We start from the raw sequence: 17247 nt of genomic DNA on the forward strand, positions 1-17247 counted from the left end.
AAATAATGAAGTCAATTAATGGTATACAGTTTGCAGATATGGTCAAGATGGGTGCGCATCACCTTTTTCAAAATGCAGACTATGTAGATGCTTTGAATGTATTCCCTGTTCCTGATGGAGATACAGGTACAAATATGAATTTATCCATGTCATCTGGTGCAAAAGAAACAGCTGCACACACTGAAGAACATATTGGTAAAACAGCACAAGCATTATCGAAAGGTTTGCTAATGGGCGCAAGAGGTAATTCGGGAGTAATATTATCTCAATTATTCCGAGGATTTGGAAAGTCTGTTGAGCAGCAATCTACTTTAGATGCAAAGCAATTTGCACAGGCCTTAAATTACGGTGTAGAAACTGCTTATAAAGCAGTAATGAAGCCTGTTGAAGGAACAATTTTAACGGTTGCAAAAGATGCGGCAAAGAAAGCGGTAGAAGTTAGTGGAACAGAAGAAGATATTTGTTCACTAATGGAAAAAGTTTTAATTGAGGCAAAAGCATCTTTAAATCGAACTCCGGATTTATTACCCGTTCTCAAAGAAGTTGGTGTTGTGGACAGTGGAGGACAAGGACTAGTATTTGTTTATGAAGGCTTTTTAGCTAGTTTAAAAGGGGAAGAATTGCCTGAAAAAACTGTTAGTACTTCTATGGACGATCTAGTAAATGCTGAACATCATAAAAATGTTCAAGGATTTATGGATACGGCTGATATTGAGTTCGGATTTTGCACGGAATTTATGGTTCGTTTCGAAGAAGGTAAAAAAGCATTTGATGAAACAGCTTTTCGTAATGATTTAAGTGCATATGGCGATTCGCTACTAGTCATTTCAGATGATGAAATTGCCAAAATTCACATACACTCCGAAACTCCTGGTGAGGTATTAACGTATGGTCAACAATTTGGAGATTTAATAAAAATTAAAATAGAAAACATGCGCCAGCAACATACTGAAATTGTTGGAGAAGGCTATACGAAGGAAGTTCCAACTCAAAAAGCTGAGGTGCATCCTTACGCGGTTGTTACAGTTGCAATGGGAGAAGGAATATCAGAACTTCTAAAAAGCTTAGGTGCATCCGCTGTCATTGAAGGTGGACAAACGATGAATCCTTCTACTGAAGATATTGTAAAAGCAATCGAAGCAGTAGGTGCCGAGCGTGTATTAATCCTTCCTAATAATAAAAATATTATTATGGCAGCAGAACAAGCGGCGGAAGTTTTAGGTATTGAAGCAGCAGTTGTGCCAACCAAAACTCTTCCTCAAGGAATGGCAGCAATTTTAGCGTTTAATGCACAGGCTACTGTAGAAGAAAATAAAAAGAATATGACTGCAGCATATGCTCATGTTAAAACAGGGCAAGTAACTTTTGCAGTTCGTGATACGTCGATTGATGGTGTTGAAATTAAGAAGGATGATTTCATGGCACTTGCAGAAGGTAAAATTATTCTTTCTACTCCTTCTCGAGAAGAAGCTGCGACAAAACTTGCGCAATCTCTGATTGATGAGAATGCTGAAATTGTGACTATCATTTACGGAGAAGATGTTTCGGATGAAGAAGCTTCGAATTTTGCAGCATTTATTGAAGAACAATTTGAAGACGCTGAGATTGAATTGTATAACGGTAAACAACCTTTGTATCCATATATTTTATCTGTGGAATAATTGCAAGCCACGAGGGAATTTTCTCGTGGCTTTTTAAAAGAATATGTATACAAACTTCAGCCACGAACAGGTAGATTCTCGCTATAGGTGGACACTTTCCGCTCCAATCAATGAACTATTGTATTTTCCTTAGCTTACCAATAGGTCAAGTGGAAATAGAGAAAAAATAGGTTGATCCACGAATAAAGAAGCAGAGATTGCTAAACACATAGGACGCTATTTCCTTTTAAACAGTTGTTTTATCTCTTCTGACCAATCTATTCATTTCCAGTAGTGCACCAGTAGATTGAAGCGGAGGCGGCGACTTCTGCGGGAATAGCATGAGCGGAAGGCCCCGCAGGAACGCAGTGACGAGGAGACTGAAGCCATGCCCGCGAAAAGCGTCCGCCATAGCGGAAATCAACGACATTTCTAGGTTAATCTTTTTAAAAGGAATGGGCTTCTTTTTACCCGGTTTTTTAAAAAAATATTTCATTCTTTCATCTCTATTCATTTGTGCTTATGGAATAGCGAGATGCTTAGAACGATAAGTGTTATACAATCAATCTTTTGTTTAATAAGAGTATAAAGTGTAAAATAGAAGGTAAATACAAAATTGGGGGTCTAGGCAATGAAGTTCAAATCTGTTTTTGACATTATTGGACCTGTTATGATCGGACCATCTTCCTCGCACACTGCAGGAGCGGCTCGAATTGGGAGAGTAGCAAGGGATTTATTTGGAAAGCAACCAACTTGGGCTAGAATACATTTATATGGGTCTTTTGCAGAAACATATAAAGGTCATGGAACGGATGTTGCAATAATTGGTGGTTTGCTAGATTACGATACATTTGATGAACGTATTAAAACGGCTTTTGAGGATGCAAAAAAAGCGGGGCTTACTTTTGAATTTGTTCCCGAGACAGCACATACCGAACATCCTAATACAGCTCGTATTGTAATTGGTGATGGGGTTCAGGAAATGTCAATGGTTGGCATATCGATTGGTGGAGGGAAGACTGAGATAACGGAGTTAAATGGATTTCCACTTCGACTTTCAGGTAACTTAGCAGCGATTTTAGTAGTGCATGAAGACCGATCAGGTTGTATTGCAAACGTAGCCAATTGTTTAGCTAAATACGATATAAATATTGGGCATATGGAAGTTTCTCGAAAAGAAAAAGGAAATATGGCATTAATGATAATAGAAGTCGATCAAAATGTTGAGACTAATGTTTTAGAAGAAATAGCTGCTTTACCTAATATTACACAAGTAACAAGAATAGCGGACTAAGGGGGAAAAACAATGGAAGTTTTATTTCATAATGTTCGTGAATTAGTTGATTTAGCCAATAAAGAGCAAAAACTGATTTCAGAAATAATGATTGAACAAGAAATTATGATAACTGGTCGCTCAAGAGAAGAAATTATGACTCAAATGGATCGTAATTTGACTGTGATGGAAGAAGCTGTGGAAAAGGGATTAAAAGGTGTTCGTTCTACTTCTGGTTTGACAGGGGGAGACGCAGTACTTCTTCAAAATTATCTACAAAAAGGTAATACTTTATGTGGTGAATTGATGCTCGACGCTGTAAGCAAAGCGGTTGCTACGAATGAAGTAAATGCTGCAATGGGAACAATCTGTGCAACTCCAACTGCTGGTTCTGCGGGAGTAGTACCTGGGACTTTATTTGCAGTGAAAAATAAATTAAATCCAACGAGAGAACAGATGATTCGTTATTTGTTTAATGCAGGCGCATTCGGCTTTGTAGTGGCGAATAATGCATCTATTTCAGGAGCTGCAGGTGGTTGCCAAGCTGAAGTGGGTTCAGCAGCAGGTATGGCAGCAGCTGCAATCGTAGAAATGGCTGGTGGAACTCCAGAACAAAGCTCTCAAGCATTTGCAATTACGCTTAAAAACATGCTTGGTTTAGTTTGTGATCCTGTTGCTGGATTAGTGGAGGTTCCTTGTGTGAAACGAAACGCAATGGGTGCTTCAAACTCGTTAGTTGCTGCAGATATGGCACTTGCAGGAGTAACTAGTCGTATTCCTTGTGACGAAGTTATTGATGCAATGTATAAAATTGGTCAAACAATGCCAACTGCACTAAAAGAAACGGCGCGAGGCGGACTCGCTGCAACTCCTACTGGAAAATGGTTAGAAGCTAAAATTTTTGGCGGAGCAGTTGTAGGTAATGGAAACTAAAAAAGATGAGTTAGTTACTTCCTTAAAAGGAGTGGGAAGTGGTACAGCTAACGCATTACATGAATTAGGAATTGTCTCTTTAGAAGATTTAGTAATGACATTTCCTTATCGACATGAGGACTTTCGATTAAAAAATTTAGCAGAGACTGCACATAATGAAAGAGTAACGGTAGAAGGAAGGGTCGAAAGTGAACCTTCTCTTCTTTTTTTAGGGAAAAGTAAATCGAGATTACAAGTTCGTTTACTAGCAGGTCAGCATCTTATAAAAGCTGTATTTTTCAATCAAGCATATTTAAAAACTAAAATTATTCCAGGTTCTATCATTACAGTTACAGGAAAATGGGACCGTGGTAGACAAGTGATTAATGTTTCTACTTTTTCAGCGGGTCCAAAAACAGATCAACAGGATTTTGAACCAGTTTATTCACTAAAAGGTTCTATTAATCAAAAAACGTTCCGTAAATTTATGCGACAAGCATTAGATGAAGTGGATGGATATTTAATAGATCCTTTACCTGATTCAATAAGGCTCTCTTATAAATTGCCAACCATATCGGAAGCTTTAGAAGGAATCCATTTTCCACAAAATCTAGCACATTCTAAAAATGCTAGAAGACGTTTTGTATATGAGGAACTTCTAATTTTTCAGCTTAAGATGCAAGCTATCAAAAAAGTGCGGAAAGAACAAAATGTTGGAAACAATATTGCATTCAATAATGATTTAGTTAAAAAATTAATTGAATCGTTGCCGTATGAACTTACTCAAGCCCAAAAAAGAGTAGTGAATGAAATTTGTCGAGATATGAAAGAACCCCATCGAATGAATCGTTTGTTGCAGGGCGATGTAGGGTCAGGGAAAACAATCGTTGCAGCTATTTGTTTGTACGCTGCAATTACTGCTGGATTTCAAGGGGCTCTTATGGCACCAACTGAAATTCTAGCGGAGCAACATGCTAGTTCATTAGATGAATGGCTATCTCCTATCGGTATTCGAATCGCACTACTTACAGGTTCTACAAAAGTAAAGGCACGTCGAGCAGTATTAGAAAATTTAGAAGCAGGAAATATTGATTTGTTAATCGGTACGCATGCTTTGATTCAACCAGATATTACCTTTAAAAAACTAGGCTTAGTAATTACAGATGAACAACATCGATTTGGTGTAGAACAACGTAGAGTGCTGAAGGAAAAAGGGGAAGATCCGGATGTGTTATTCATGACGGCAACTCCGATACCTCGCACTTTAGCGATTACTGCCTTTGGTGAAATGGATGTATCGATTATTGACGAAATGCCTGCTGGACGGAAGAAAATAGATACACATTGGATGAAGCATGATCAACTCCACAAAATTATAGTGCGTCTGAGAAAAGAATTAGCGAATGGAAGACAAGCCTATATTATCTGTCCACTTATTGAGGAGTCTGAAAAACTGGATGTTCAAAATGCGGTAGATGTGTACAATATGATGTCCTCTGATTTGGGTGCGGAATACTCGGTAGGATTAATGCATGGTCGCCTTCATCCAGATGAAAAAGAGCAAGTGATGAGAGACTTTTCGGAAGGGAAAGTAAAAGTACTTGTTTCCACAACAGTTGTAGAAGTTGGAGTGAATGTACCAAATGCTACTTTTATGATTATCTTTGATGCAGAGCGTTTTGGACTTGCACAACTACACCAGTTAAGAGGACGTGTAGGTCGTGGAGAGCATCAGTCTTATTGTATATTGCTAGCAGACCCTAAGTCAGAAGAAGGAAAAGAACGAATGACTTCTATGACAGAAACAAATGATGGATTTGTTTTGGCAGAGAAAGATTTAGAATTACGAGGACCTGGTGATTTTTTCGGAAGAAAGCAAAGTGGTTTGCCTGAATTTAAAGTAGCGGATCTTGTTCATGATTATCGTGCGCTAAATACAGCAAAATTAGATGCGGAAAAGCTATTGAACTCGGACGAATTTTGGAATTCGAAAGAAATGGAAAGCCTTCGCACAATATTAATAAACTCCAAAGCATTAGACGGTGAACGAATAGATTAAGTTTGACTCTTAACAAATAAAATATTCTTCATTTATTCTGCGAATTCTCTTGAATAAAAAATAATATGTGAATGCAAGAATTTGAATCAATTCTTGCATTCTTTTTTTAATATTTATATACTGATATTAGTACCAAGTGCTAAAACGGTGGTGATTGGATGAAATATACAAAAAAAGAAAGACAAAAACTACTTTTAGATACATTAGATAAAACCCCTTTTATTACAGATGAACACTTAGCTGCAACTTTTAAAGTGAGTGTGCAGACGATTCGTCTAGATCGAATGGAGCTTTCCATTCCAGAATTACGTGAACGGATAAAATCTGTCGCTACCGATAGTTTTGGAGAAGAAGTGAAATCACTTCCAATTGATGAAGTAATAGGAGAAATTATCGACATTGATTTAGATAGACAAGCCATTTCATTATTGGATATTACTAAAGATCATGTGTTTGCGAGAAACGGAATTGCAAGGGGCCATCATTTATTTGCTCAGGCAAATTCATTAGCAGTTGCGGTAATAAATGATGAGCTTGCGCTTACAAGAAAATCTACGATTACATTTGTTAAACCCGTTAAGGCTGGCGACAGAATAATTGCGAAAGCAATAGTAATTTCAAATGACGTGGAAAAAAACACGACTCTCATTGAAGTAACAAGTAAAGTGGAAAATGACACTGTGTTTGTTGGTCAATTCAGCATGTATAGAGTGACAAATTCTTAAATAAGGTGATGACATATGAAAATTTCAATTGATGCAATGGGTGGAGACAATGCCCCACATGAAATAGTAAAAGGGGTATATCAAGCATTACAAGCATTTGATGATCTACATATTCAATTATATGGAGATAAAGAAAAACTATCTTCCGTAGTAACTGAACATGATCGATTAGAAGTGATACATACGGATGAGATTATTGAAGGAACAGATGAACCAGTACGTGCCGTCCGAAAAAAGAAAAATTCCTCCATGGTAAAAATGGCGGAAGCAGTGAAAAATGGAGAAGTTGATGCATGTGTTTCTGCTGGAAATACCGGTGCTTTAATGGCAGCTGGTTTATTTGTTGTTGGGCGTATAGATCAAGTAGATCGCCCTGCGCTTGCTCCAACTTTGCCTACTCTGGATGGCAAAGGTTTTGTTATGCTAGATTTAGGTGCAAATTCAGATGCGAAACCGGAACACTTAGCCCAGTTTGCAGTAATGGGTAGTGTCTATGCCGAGAAGGTTCGTGGTATTACAAAACCAAGAGTTGGATTGTTAAATATAGGTACGGAAGATAAAAAAGGAAATGAACTTACAAAAGAAGCATATGCATTATTAAAAGAAGCTCCAATAAATTTCGTTGGGAATGTGGAATCTAGAGATTTACTGACTGGTGTTGCAGATGTTGTTGTAACAGATGGATTTACTGGTAATATGGTATTGAAATCGATTGAAGGAACTGCATCTGGGATATTCACTTTATTAAAAGAGGCATTTAATACTTCAATGAAAACGAAGATATCTGCACTTTTAGTAAAAGACGAACTGCGAAGTTTGAAAAATAAATTAGACTATTCAGAATATGGCGGAGCAGGTTTATTTGGTTTAAAAGCTCCTGTCATAAAAGCGCATGGTTCGTCCAATGCTAATGCTATTTTTCATGCTATTCGACAAGCGAGAACAATGGTAGAATATGATGTTTGTGGAATTATACAAAGTACTTTACGAAAGGAATTATCTAATGACTAAAATTGCATTTATTTTCCCAGGACAAGGCTCACAATCAGTTGGAATGGGTCAACAACTTATTGAAAGTGACCATGATAGTAAAAAATTCTATGACCAAGCAGACCAAGTATTAGGATTTTCACTTTCTAACATTATGCTAGAAGGACCTGCGGAGGAATTGACAAAGACGTATAACGCACAACCTGCTTTACTGACGACAAGTACTATGATTGCAAAACAATTATTGGAAGCTGGAATTTCGCCAAATTATACAGCAGGTCATAGCTTAGGAGAATATTCAGCACTTGTTGCATCAAATGTTTTAAGTTTTGAAGATGCCGTTTTATTAGTTCACCAAAGAGGTTTATATATGAATGAAGCAGTACCAGCAGGTGAAGGGGCTATGGCGGCGATTTTAGGCTTAGATAAAGACACTTTAGTGGAAGTCACAAAGGAAGTCTCCGAAAGTGGGGAAACTGTGCAAGTAGCCAATTTAAATTGCCCGGGACAAATTGTTATTTCCGGAACAGCTTCTGGAGTGGAATTAGCATCTGCAAAAGCGAAAGAAGCAGGTGCGAAAAGAGCAATACCATTAGTTGTAAGTGGACCATTCCATTCTGAATTAATGAGACCTGCTGCACATAAATTAGATACTGCTATCTCAGCTCTTACATTACGAGACACTAAAACGCCTGTCATTTCAAATGTTACGGCACAACCGGTAACAGAAGCTTCAAATATGAAAAATTTACTAGTCGAGCAACTATATTCACCGGTACGATGGGAAGAATCTGTGCAGGAAATGATCAAGCTTGGTGTAACTATATTTATCGAATGTGGACCTGGAAAAGTACTTAGTGGATTAGTGAAAAAAATCGATCGTTCTGTTACTACTTATTGCGTCTTTGATGAGGAAACGTTGCAACAAGTAATTACTGAATTAGGGGATGTTAAGAATGGGTAAATTAGATGGTAAATCAGCAATCGTAACAGGTGCATCACGTGGAATAGGGAAAGATATAGCGCTTTACCTTGCAAAAGAAGGTGCGAAAGTTGCGGTTAACTATAGTGGAAGTAAAGATAAAGCTGAAGCAGTTGTAGAAGAAATTAAAGCTCTTGGTGGAGAGGCATTTGTGATACAAGCAAATGTAGATCAAGCAGAAGATGTTCAAAGTTTAGTTAGTGCAACGTTAGAGCAATTTGGATCGATTGATATTTTAGTAAACAACGCTGGAATTACGCGCGATAATCTACTTATGCGCATGAAAGAACAAGAATGGGACGATGTGTTAGACACAAACTTAAAAGGTGTTTTTCTTTGCACAAAAGCGGTAACTCGACAAATGATGAAGCAACGTCATGGGCGTATTATCAATATTACTTCTATTGTTGGTGTTTCTGGAAATGCAGGGCAGTCAAACTATGTTGCTGCAAAAGCAGGGGTAATTGGTTTAACTAAGTCAACAGCTTTGGAGTTAGCGAGCCGTAATATTACAGTGAATTCTGTCGCTCCCGGTTTTATTACAACAGATATGACTGATGCACTTCCAGAAGAAGTGAAAACACAAATGTTAAGTCAAATTCCACTTTCTAAGTTCGGTAATCCGGATGATATTGCAAAAGCGGTAGCGTTTTTAGCTTCAGATGATGCGAACTATATAACTGGTCAAACTCTACATGTTAATGGCGGCATGTATATGTAAATTCGACTGATGAGATAGCTTTGCATTCTTCATTGTAAGCCTAAAACTTTTATGATGTATCTGAATAACAAGCGTTTTCATTCAGTTTGAAAAGAAATGCTCTTTCCTTAAGGTGGAGTTTTTTGTATAATCATTGAGGGGAGGTGACAAATGTGTCAACAGTTTTAGAACGCGTTACAAAAGTAGTCGTGGATCGTCTAGGTGTAGATGAAAGCGAAGTAAAATTAGAAGCATCTTTCCGCGATGATTTAGGTGCAGACTCTCTTGATGTTGTTGAATTAGTTATGGAACTTGAAGATGAGTTCGATATGGAAATTTCAGATGAAGATGCTGAAAACATTTCAACTGTAGGTAGTGCAGTTAGCTATATTGAAAGCAAACAAGGCTAAGATCAAATACGCCTTGGCGTATTTGTATCAGGATTTTAAATCGAGCTTGCTAGATTCGAAATCCGTGACATCCGCCGTAGGCTTTAAATTTATTTAGGAGCGTTTTTACGCAATCCCAAATAAAATTAAATAGCGGAAGAGACGTTCTACTTATTCCTTGCGAATAGTGATAGAACGTCTCTATTTCTTTTTGCACAATGCTTTATAAACAGGTAAACTAAAGAGCATACATGTTAAGTTAGGAAGGCAGATTATTCATGAAAGTAAATCGTAAAAGTATACATCCGAAAAAAACAGTTTTCCCTGAAAGTGTAAAAGAACAATTTGTACAATTTCAACAATATTTCGACGTTCAATTTGATAACCCAACATTATTGTATCAAGCCTTTACGCATTCATCCTATGTGAATGAGCATCGACGGAAATTTTTTACCGATAATGAACGACTTGAATTTCTAGGTGACGCTGTTTTAGAATTGTCTGTTTCTCAATATTTATTTCAACAATACACGGGTATGAGTGAAGGAGAACTAACAAAACTCCGAGCGGCAATTGTTTGTGAGCCATCTCTTGTAATATTTGCTAATGAGTTAAACTTTGGGAAATATGTATTGCTTGGAAAAGGAGAAGAACTAACAGGTGGACGAGAAAGACCAGCTTTACTAGCGGACGTTTTTGAGGCATTTATCGGAGCTTTATACTTAGATCAGGGATTACAAACAGTCGTATTATTTTTAGAAAAGGTTGTATTCCCTAAAATCGAACTCGGTGCTTTTTCGCATGTGATGGATTATAAAAGTCAATTACAAGAAGTTATTCAGCAACAAAATAATGGCATGTTAAGTTATGAAATTGTCGAGGAAAAAGGACCAGCGCATAACCGTACTTTTGTTTCTCGGGTTATGTTAAACACAAGGGAACTTGGAATTGGTAAAGGACGATCAAAAAAAGAAGCAGAACAACACGCAGCAAGACTTGCAATACTTGCATTAAAGGATCATGAACGGGAGGAATAGATTTGTTCCTTAAACGATTAGAAATAATAGGGTTTAAATCATTTGCTGACCGAATTGGAATAGATTTTGTTCCAGGAGTTACTGCTGTAGTAGGACCTAACGGTAGTGGGAAAAGTAATGTAACAGATGCAATTCGATGGGTATTAGGGGAGCAATCTGCTAAATCTCTACGTGGTGCAAAAATGGAAGATGTTATTTTTGCAGGAAGCGATTCAAGAAAAGCATTAAATTTCGCAGAAGTTACGTTAATATTGGATAACACCGATCAACGGGTCGCACTTGATTTTGCAGAAATTAGTGTAACTAGAAGAGTATTTCGTTCGGGAGATAGTGAATATTTATTAAACAAGCAAACGTGTAGATTAAAAGATATCACAGATTTATTTATGGATTCTGGCCTTGGAAAAGAAGCTTTTTCTATCATTTCACAAGGTCGAGTAGATGAAATTTTAAATAGCCGACCTGAAGAAAGAAGAACTATTTTTGAGGAAACTGCTGGAGTTCTTAAATATAAACAACGTAAAAAGAAAGCAGAATTTAAACTTATAGAGACTGATGACAATTTAAATCGAGTGTTAGATATTTTACATGAATTAGATAGTCGGATGGAACCTCTTCAAATACAGTCATCGCTTGCTTCAGACTATTTAAGGATGTCCGAAGAGTTAAAAGACATTGAAATTGCAGTAATCGCGCATGATTTAAGACTATTTGTTCAGGAGAGCAAAGAATTACATACAAAATTGCAAGCACTTGACGTAACAAAAAAATCTCTATTGTTACAAATAAAAGAAATAGATACTCAAATTCTAACAAATAGAAAAGTAATGTCTGATGTAGATGAGAAATTGGATGTTGGGCAAAGTGAATTAGTAGAAGTAAGCTCCGAATTAGAACGTTTAGAAGGTAGAAAACTTTTACTTGCGGAGAAAAAGCAAAATGCGAGTCAACAAATTTCTCAGCTAAGAAAAGCTCTAACAGAAGAGCAAGAAAAACTTGAAACACTAGAAATCCAACTAAAAGAAAATAATGTATCTAAATCAGAAAAACAAGTTCTATTAAAAGAGCTTCGTTCAAAAAAGCTTCAAATTGATACAGTTTTAAGTAAATCTGCCTCGGAATTAGAAGAAGAGATAGACGATTTAAAAAGCACTTATATTGATTTGTTAAATGAAGAAGCTACCATGAAGAACGAAATGAAACATATGGAGCAGCAACTTCAATTTGAACTTGTTTCATCTGAAAAAATGATGGCAGATTATCGAGATATAAAAGAAGAATTAGAGAGGCTGACAACTCGTAAAAATGAATTAGATCAATTGCTTGCCACTTGTCAGAATGATTTAGAGCAAAAACTGCTCGATTACAAAACAAAACGTGAAGTAGCTGAACAGCTTGAGCAAGGATTTGATGAGCAACAAACAATGTTGCAAAAAGCGTATCAAATGAAACATCAAATGCAGGCTAGAAAAGACTCATTAGAAGAATTAGAATCCGAATTTTCAGGTTTTTTCCAAGGGGTAAAGGAAGTTTTAATTGCACGTGATAACAAAGAGTTGAGTGGAATTCATGGTGCGGTAGCAGAGTTAATTCATATTCCACATACTTATATGAATGCTATCGATACTGCTATTGGGCAACAGTCTCAGCATATAATCACAGATACTAGCCAAGACGCACGGGTGGCAATTGAATGGTTGAAAAAGAAAAGAGTTGGAAGAGCGACATTCCTCCCACTTCAAGTTATGAAATCTCGAAAATTAAATGAGCAAACTTTATCGATTATTAGCCAACATCCTTCTTTTGTGAATACAGCAGATAAACTTGTCAATTATAATGATGGCTATCAAATTATTGTGGAAAACCTACTCGGAAATATTATTATTGCAAAAGATTTAAAGGGTGCAAATGAGATGGCATCTCGCTTGCAATATAAATTCCGTTTTGTAACATTAGATGGTGATGTTGTGAATGCGGGCGGTTCATTAACAGGTGGATCTGTTAAGCAACAATCATCTTTGTTTACACGTAAAATTGAATTGGAACAGCTAAATGATAAATTAGTAGAATTAGAAAAATCAGTTTTACAAGCAGAAAAATCTGTTTCTTCCAAAAAACAAGAAGTACAAATGTTGAGAGTAAAGTTAGAAGAAACTAGGCTTGCTGGAGAGAATTTAAGAGGAGAAGAGCTTAAATTACTTTCTGAAACGAGAGAATGTACTGCAATTATTTCTAGACTCACAAATCAATTAATGGAATATGATGAAGAGAAGACTGAAAAAGTTAATTTACAATCGGACTTAGTTCGAAAAAAAGAAAAAACAACTTCTAGAAGTGCGGAGATAAAAGAAGCTTTGGCTTCTATTCAGAGTACGATTGATGAATTACAACAACTAAAAATGCAATCGATTGAAGAAAAAGACAAATTCCAAAATGAATTAGGTGAGTTATTATCTCAAATTGCAGTTGTTAACGAACAAGTTACGCAAGCAGAACGAGAAAAAAACCAATTCGTAAATATGGTAAAATCGAGTACTGAGAAAATAGATACATTACAAAAGGAAATAGCATGGTATGAGAATGACGATCAAGCAGGTCCGTCACCAGAAGAATTAACGAATATTATTGCTCAACATAAAATAACAAAAGATCAGTTAATCGAGCAAATTCAAGTAGCAAAAGCGAGTAGAGTAGAGATTGTTCAAAATATTAGTCTTGCAGAAAGTGCTTTAAAAGTACATCAACAACAAGCGGAAATTCTAACTAATGAAGAGCGCACTTTGGAAATAAAGCTAAGTAAATTAGAAGTTGAGATGAATACTTTACAAAATAACTTAGAAGAGACCTACGAGTTAACTTTAGAAGAAGCAGAGCGCGATTTTCCTTTTGAAATGGAAGAACAACTTGCACGTAAAAAAGTCACATTACTGAAACGCTCTATTGAGGAACTCGGTCCGATTAATCTGGGATCAATTCAAGAATTTGAGCAGGTTAGTGAACGCCATTCATTTTTAACAGAACAACGGGAAGACTTACTTTCTGCACAAGAAACATTACATGAAGTGATAAAAGAAATGGATGAAGAAATGACAATCCGTTTTGAAAACACATTTAATGAAATTCAAAGGCATTTTAAAGTAGTTTTCAGGGAACTTTTTGGTGGTGGTCAAGCAGATTTGGTTTTAACGGATCCGACTTCATTACTTGATACTGGGGTTGATATTATCGCACAACCCCCTGGGAAAAAGTTGCAAAACCTAACTCTTTTATCTGGAGGAGAGCGTGCACTAACCGCTATTGCTCTTTTGTTTGCTATACTTCATACACGCCCTGTGCCATTCTGTATTCTCGATGAGGTGGAAGCTGCACTAGACGAAGCAAATGTTACTCGTTATAGTAATTACTTGAAAAAATTCAGTCATAATACACAATTTATCGTGATTACTCATCGTAAGGGAACGATGGAGGGTGCAGATGTCTTATATGGTATTACTATGCAAGAATCGGGTATTTCTAAATTAGTTTCGGTTAAACTGGAAGAGGAATTAGTAACATAACGTGAAATAAAGGAGCTTAAATATGAGTTTTTTTAAGAAGTTTAAAGAAAAAATGCTTGGAACGAAGGAAGAAATCGAAGAGACAGTATCGATCACGAATAAATTCAAAGAAGGTTTAGCTAAAACAAGAAATCAATTTACTTCAAAAGTAAATGACCTTGTGGCTAAATATCGTAAAGTAGATGAAGATTTTTTTGAAGAATTGGAAGAAATATTGCTACAAGCAGATGTTGGTTTTGAAACAGTTTCAGAACTAATGGATTCATTACGTTTTGAAGTTCAACGCAAAAACATAAAAGATACAGCAAGCATTCAATCTGTTATTTCTGAAAAACTAGTGGAAATTTATGAAGCTGGAGAAGAAAATATAACAGAGCTTCAACTCGAGAAGGATGGATTATCCGTTATATTATTTGTTGGAGTAAATGGTGTAGGGAAAACGACCACTATAGGGAAACTTGCACATCGTCTAAAAAGTGAAGGTAAAAAAGTAATGCTTGCTGCAGGGGATACATTCCGTGCGGGTGCTATTGACCAACTTCAAGTTTGGGGCGATAGAGTAGGTGTAGAAGTGATTAAGCAAGCAGAAGGTTCAGATCCTGCCGCAGTAATGTACGACGCCATAAGAGCGGCAAAAACGAGGAACGCAGATGTGTTAATATGTGATACTGCTGGACGCCTACAAAACAAAGTAAACTTAATGAATGAGTTAGAAAAAATTCATCGTGTTATTTCACGTGAAATTCCGAATGCTCCTCACGAAGTTTTACTAGCGCTCGATGCTACAACGGGGCAAAATGCGCTTGTGCAAGCACAAACTTTCAAAGAAGCAACAAATGTTACAGGAATAGTGTTAACAAAGCTAGATGGCACTGCAAAAGGGGGTATAGTACTCGCTATTCGTACAAAGCTTCATATACCCGTGAAGTTTGTTGGGCTAGGTGAGCAAATGGATGATTTACAGCCGTTTGATTCAGAGAGGTATGTATACGGTCTTTTTGCAGAAGGACTGGAACTTGAAAGTGAAAACGAAACAGACAAGTAGTTTTACTTGACAGATACATTCTCTATTACTAAACTAGAGGATGACAATTATAAATGAGTGAGAATCCAAACGCTCAATGATTATTTTACTTCCGGTGGATGTAACAGACTTTGAAAGGATTGAATTGTGCATCCACAATTCAAAATCTGGACGCAGTTACGCCGAGGTGAAATTGAATTGGTAAGGAGAGATGGGAATGATTGAAAAAACAACTCGTATGAATTTTCTCTTCGATTTTTACCAAGCCTTATTAACAGATAAACAAAGAAGCTATATGCAGCTTTATTATTTAGATGATTTATCACTTGGAGAAATCGCGGAAGAATACGATATTTCTAGGCAAGCAGTTTATGATAATATTCGTCGTACAGAAGCAATGTTAGAAGAGTATGAGGAAAAACTTAATCTTTTTACTAAGTTTCAAAAACGACAAGATACAGTCGAGCAACTGTTGCTTTTAGCAAAGGATCAATCATCTGAAAAAACACTGATTCAACTCATTAATCAATTAAAAGAATGGGATTAGGAGGCGGCATGCATGGCATTTGAAGGATTAGCTGAGCGACTCCAAGGAACGCTTCAGAAAATCAAAGGTAAAGGGAAGATTTCTGAAGCAGACGTAAAAGAAATGATGAGAGACGTTCGATATGCGCTTCTTGAAGCGGACGTAAACTTGAAAGTAGTAAAAGAATTCGTCAAGAATGTTTCAGAACGTGCGGTTGGGCAAGATGTGATGAAGAGTTTAACTCCAGGTCAACAAGTCATTAAAATCGTAAAAGATGAACTTACAGTTTTAATGGGTGGAGAGCAAAGTCAAATATCTTTTTCAACGAGACCACCTACTGTTATTATGATGGTCGGATTACAAGGTGCTGGTAAAACGACAACTACTGGTAAACTTGCAAGTTTACTTCGAAAAAAATATAACAAGAAGCCATTACTCGTTGCTGCCGATATTTATCGTCCAGCAGCTGTTAAGCAACTTGAAACCTTAGGGAAGCAATTATCTTTACCTGTATTTTCTTTAGGTACTGATATTTCACCAGTGGAAATTGTGAAACAAGCGATAGATCATGCAAAAGAAGAGCATAATGATGTTGTCATCATTGACACCGCGGGTCGTCTTCATATTGACGAAACACTAATGCAAGAGTTAAAAGATATTCGCGCAATCAAAGAACCGGATGAAGTGTTTTTAGTAGTTGATGCAATGACGGGGCAAGATGCTGTCAATGTAGCGAATAATTTTAATGAAACAATAGGTATTACAGGTGTCGTTCTAACTAAACTTGATGGAGATACTCGAGGCGGGGCTGCTTTGTCGATTCGATCAGTTACTCAAAAGCCAATTAAGTTTGTTGGTATGGGTGAGAAGATGGATGCGTTGGAACCGTTCCATCCAGAACGAATGGCATCTCGTATTTTAGGAATGGGAGATATGATGTCTCTCATCGAAAAAGCTCAAGCGAATGTTGATGAAGAGAAAGCAAAGGAATTAGAAGAAAAATTCCGTACGCAGTCTTTTACATTTGATGACTTTTTGGAACAAATTAGTCAAGTGAAAAAAATGGGACCATTAGATGAAATTTTGAAAATGCTTCCAGGAGCAGGCAAAATTAAAGGATTGGAAAATGCGAAGGTCGATGAAAAACAAATGGATCGTGTAGAAGCGATTATTTACTCCATGACGACGCAAGAAAAAACAACGCCTGAAATTATTAATGGTCCAAGAAAAAAACGAATTGCAAAAGGATCTGGAACGACGATTCAAGACATCAACAGATTATTAAAACAATTCGAAGATATGAAAAAAATGATGAAACAGATGACAAACATGCAATCAAAGGGAAAGAAAAAGATGAAAATGCCTGGTTTAGACTCTCTTTTTAAATAAATTTCCCAGAAAAAAATAGGGTGTTAAGAAAAAACACTTTACAA

15 protein-coding genes are annotated in these 17247 nt (G+C 36.7%); 14 read left to right on the forward strand and 1 reads right to left on the reverse strand.

Features of this window, described 5'->3' with window-relative positions:
• Window positions 1-5 precede the first annotated feature (5 nt).
• Window positions 6-1661 (forward strand): DAK2 domain-containing protein, encoded by a 1656-nt coding sequence (locus tag ACFVR1_RS02065; protein ID WP_387579707.1) that lies wholly within the window; start codon window positions 6-8, stop codon window positions 1659-1661.
• Window positions 1662-1887: 226 nt separating this feature from the next.
• Here the strand turns inward: ACFVR1_RS02065 and ACFVR1_RS02070 are convergent, their stop codons facing one another.
• On the reverse strand, window positions 1888-2136 hold the full coding sequence (locus tag ACFVR1_RS02070; protein WP_387579709.1) for a hypothetical protein: 249 nt from the start codon (window positions 2134-2136) through the stop codon (window positions 1888-1890).
• A gap of 135 nt (window positions 2137-2271) precedes the next feature.
• Here ACFVR1_RS02070 and sdaAB point away from each other — a divergent pair, with 135 nt between their 5' ends.
• From sdaAB to ffh, 13 genes are all read left to right on the forward strand, one after another.
• Complete coding sequence (gene sdaAB, locus ACFVR1_RS02075; RefSeq protein WP_387579712.1) at window positions 2272-2934, forward strand: L-serine ammonia-lyase, iron-sulfur-dependent subunit beta; 663 nt, start codon at window positions 2272-2274, stop codon at window positions 2932-2934.
• Window positions 2935-2946: 12 nt separating this feature from the next.
• The gene (sdaAA, locus tag ACFVR1_RS02080) at window positions 2947-3846 is read left to right on the forward strand and encodes an L-serine ammonia-lyase, iron-sulfur-dependent, subunit alpha (RefSeq protein ID WP_387579715.1); all 900 of its coding nucleotides are present in this window, start codon (window positions 2947-2949) and stop codon (window positions 3844-3846) included.
• On the forward strand, window positions 3836-5884 hold the full coding sequence (gene recG, locus ACFVR1_RS02085) for an ATP-dependent DNA helicase RecG (protein WP_387579718.1): 2049 nt from the start codon (window positions 3836-3838) through the stop codon (window positions 5882-5884). The genes sdaAA and recG overlap by 11 nt, the downstream gene beginning before the upstream one ends.
• A gap of 158 nt (window positions 5885-6042) precedes the next feature.
• The gene (gene fapR, locus ACFVR1_RS02090; protein ID WP_387579721.1) at window positions 6043-6609 is read left to right on the forward strand and encodes a transcription factor FapR; all 567 of its coding nucleotides are present in this window, start codon (window positions 6043-6045) and stop codon (window positions 6607-6609) included.
• Window positions 6610-6624: 15 nt separating this feature from the next.
• Window positions 6625-7620, forward strand: a complete 996-nt coding sequence (gene plsX, locus ACFVR1_RS02095; RefSeq protein ID WP_387579723.1) for a phosphate acyltransferase PlsX — start codon at window positions 6625-6627, stop codon at window positions 7618-7620.
• On the forward strand, window positions 7613-8563 hold the full coding sequence (fabD, locus tag ACFVR1_RS02100) for an ACP S-malonyltransferase (RefSeq protein ID WP_387579725.1): 951 nt from the start codon (window positions 7613-7615) through the stop codon (window positions 8561-8563). Before plsX ends, fabD begins: the two co-directional genes overlap by 8 nt.
• Window positions 8556-9302, forward strand: coding sequence for a 3-oxoacyl-[acyl-carrier-protein] reductase (gene fabG / locus ACFVR1_RS02105; RefSeq protein WP_387579728.1), 747 nt, complete (start codon window positions 8556-8558; stop codon window positions 9300-9302). The genes fabD and fabG overlap by 8 nt, the downstream gene beginning before the upstream one ends.
• 152 nt (window positions 9303-9454) lie before the next feature.
• On the forward strand, window positions 9455-9691 hold the full coding sequence (acpP, locus tag ACFVR1_RS02110) for an acyl carrier protein (RefSeq protein WP_387579730.1): 237 nt from the start codon (window positions 9455-9457) through the stop codon (window positions 9689-9691).
• Window positions 9692-9948: 257 nt separating this feature from the next.
• Window positions 9949-10707: a ribonuclease III gene (gene rnc / locus ACFVR1_RS02115; RefSeq protein ID WP_387579733.1), complete on the forward strand. Its 759-nt coding sequence runs from the start codon at window positions 9949-9951 to the stop codon at window positions 10705-10707.
• Window positions 10708-10709: 2 nt separating this feature from the next.
• Entirely contained in the window at window positions 10710-14264 is a 3555-nt protein-coding gene (gene smc, locus ACFVR1_RS02120) for a chromosome segregation protein SMC (protein WP_387579736.1), read from the forward strand.
• Between the two features lie 22 nt (window positions 14265-14286).
• Entirely contained in the window at window positions 14287-15309 is a 1023-nt protein-coding gene (ftsY, locus tag ACFVR1_RS02125) for a signal recognition particle-docking protein FtsY (RefSeq protein WP_387579738.1), read from the forward strand.
• 196 nt (window positions 15310-15505) lie between these two features.
• On the forward strand, window positions 15506-15835 hold the full coding sequence (locus ACFVR1_RS02130) for a putative DNA-binding protein (protein ID WP_387579741.1): 330 nt from the start codon (window positions 15506-15508) through the stop codon (window positions 15833-15835).
• A 12-nt stretch (window positions 15836-15847) separates the two neighbouring features.
• Window positions 15848-17203 carry a signal recognition particle protein gene (ffh, locus tag ACFVR1_RS02135; RefSeq protein WP_387579743.1) on the forward strand — a complete coding sequence of 452 codons (1356 nt, stop codon included), beginning with the start codon at window positions 15848-15850 and terminating at the stop codon, window positions 17201-17203.
• Window positions 17204-17247: the final 44 nt, after the last annotated feature.

The organism is Psychrobacillus sp. NPDC058041, from assembly GCF_042885655.1.
Classification (GTDB): domain Bacteria; phylum Bacillota; class Bacilli; order Bacillales_A; family Planococcaceae; genus Psychrobacillus.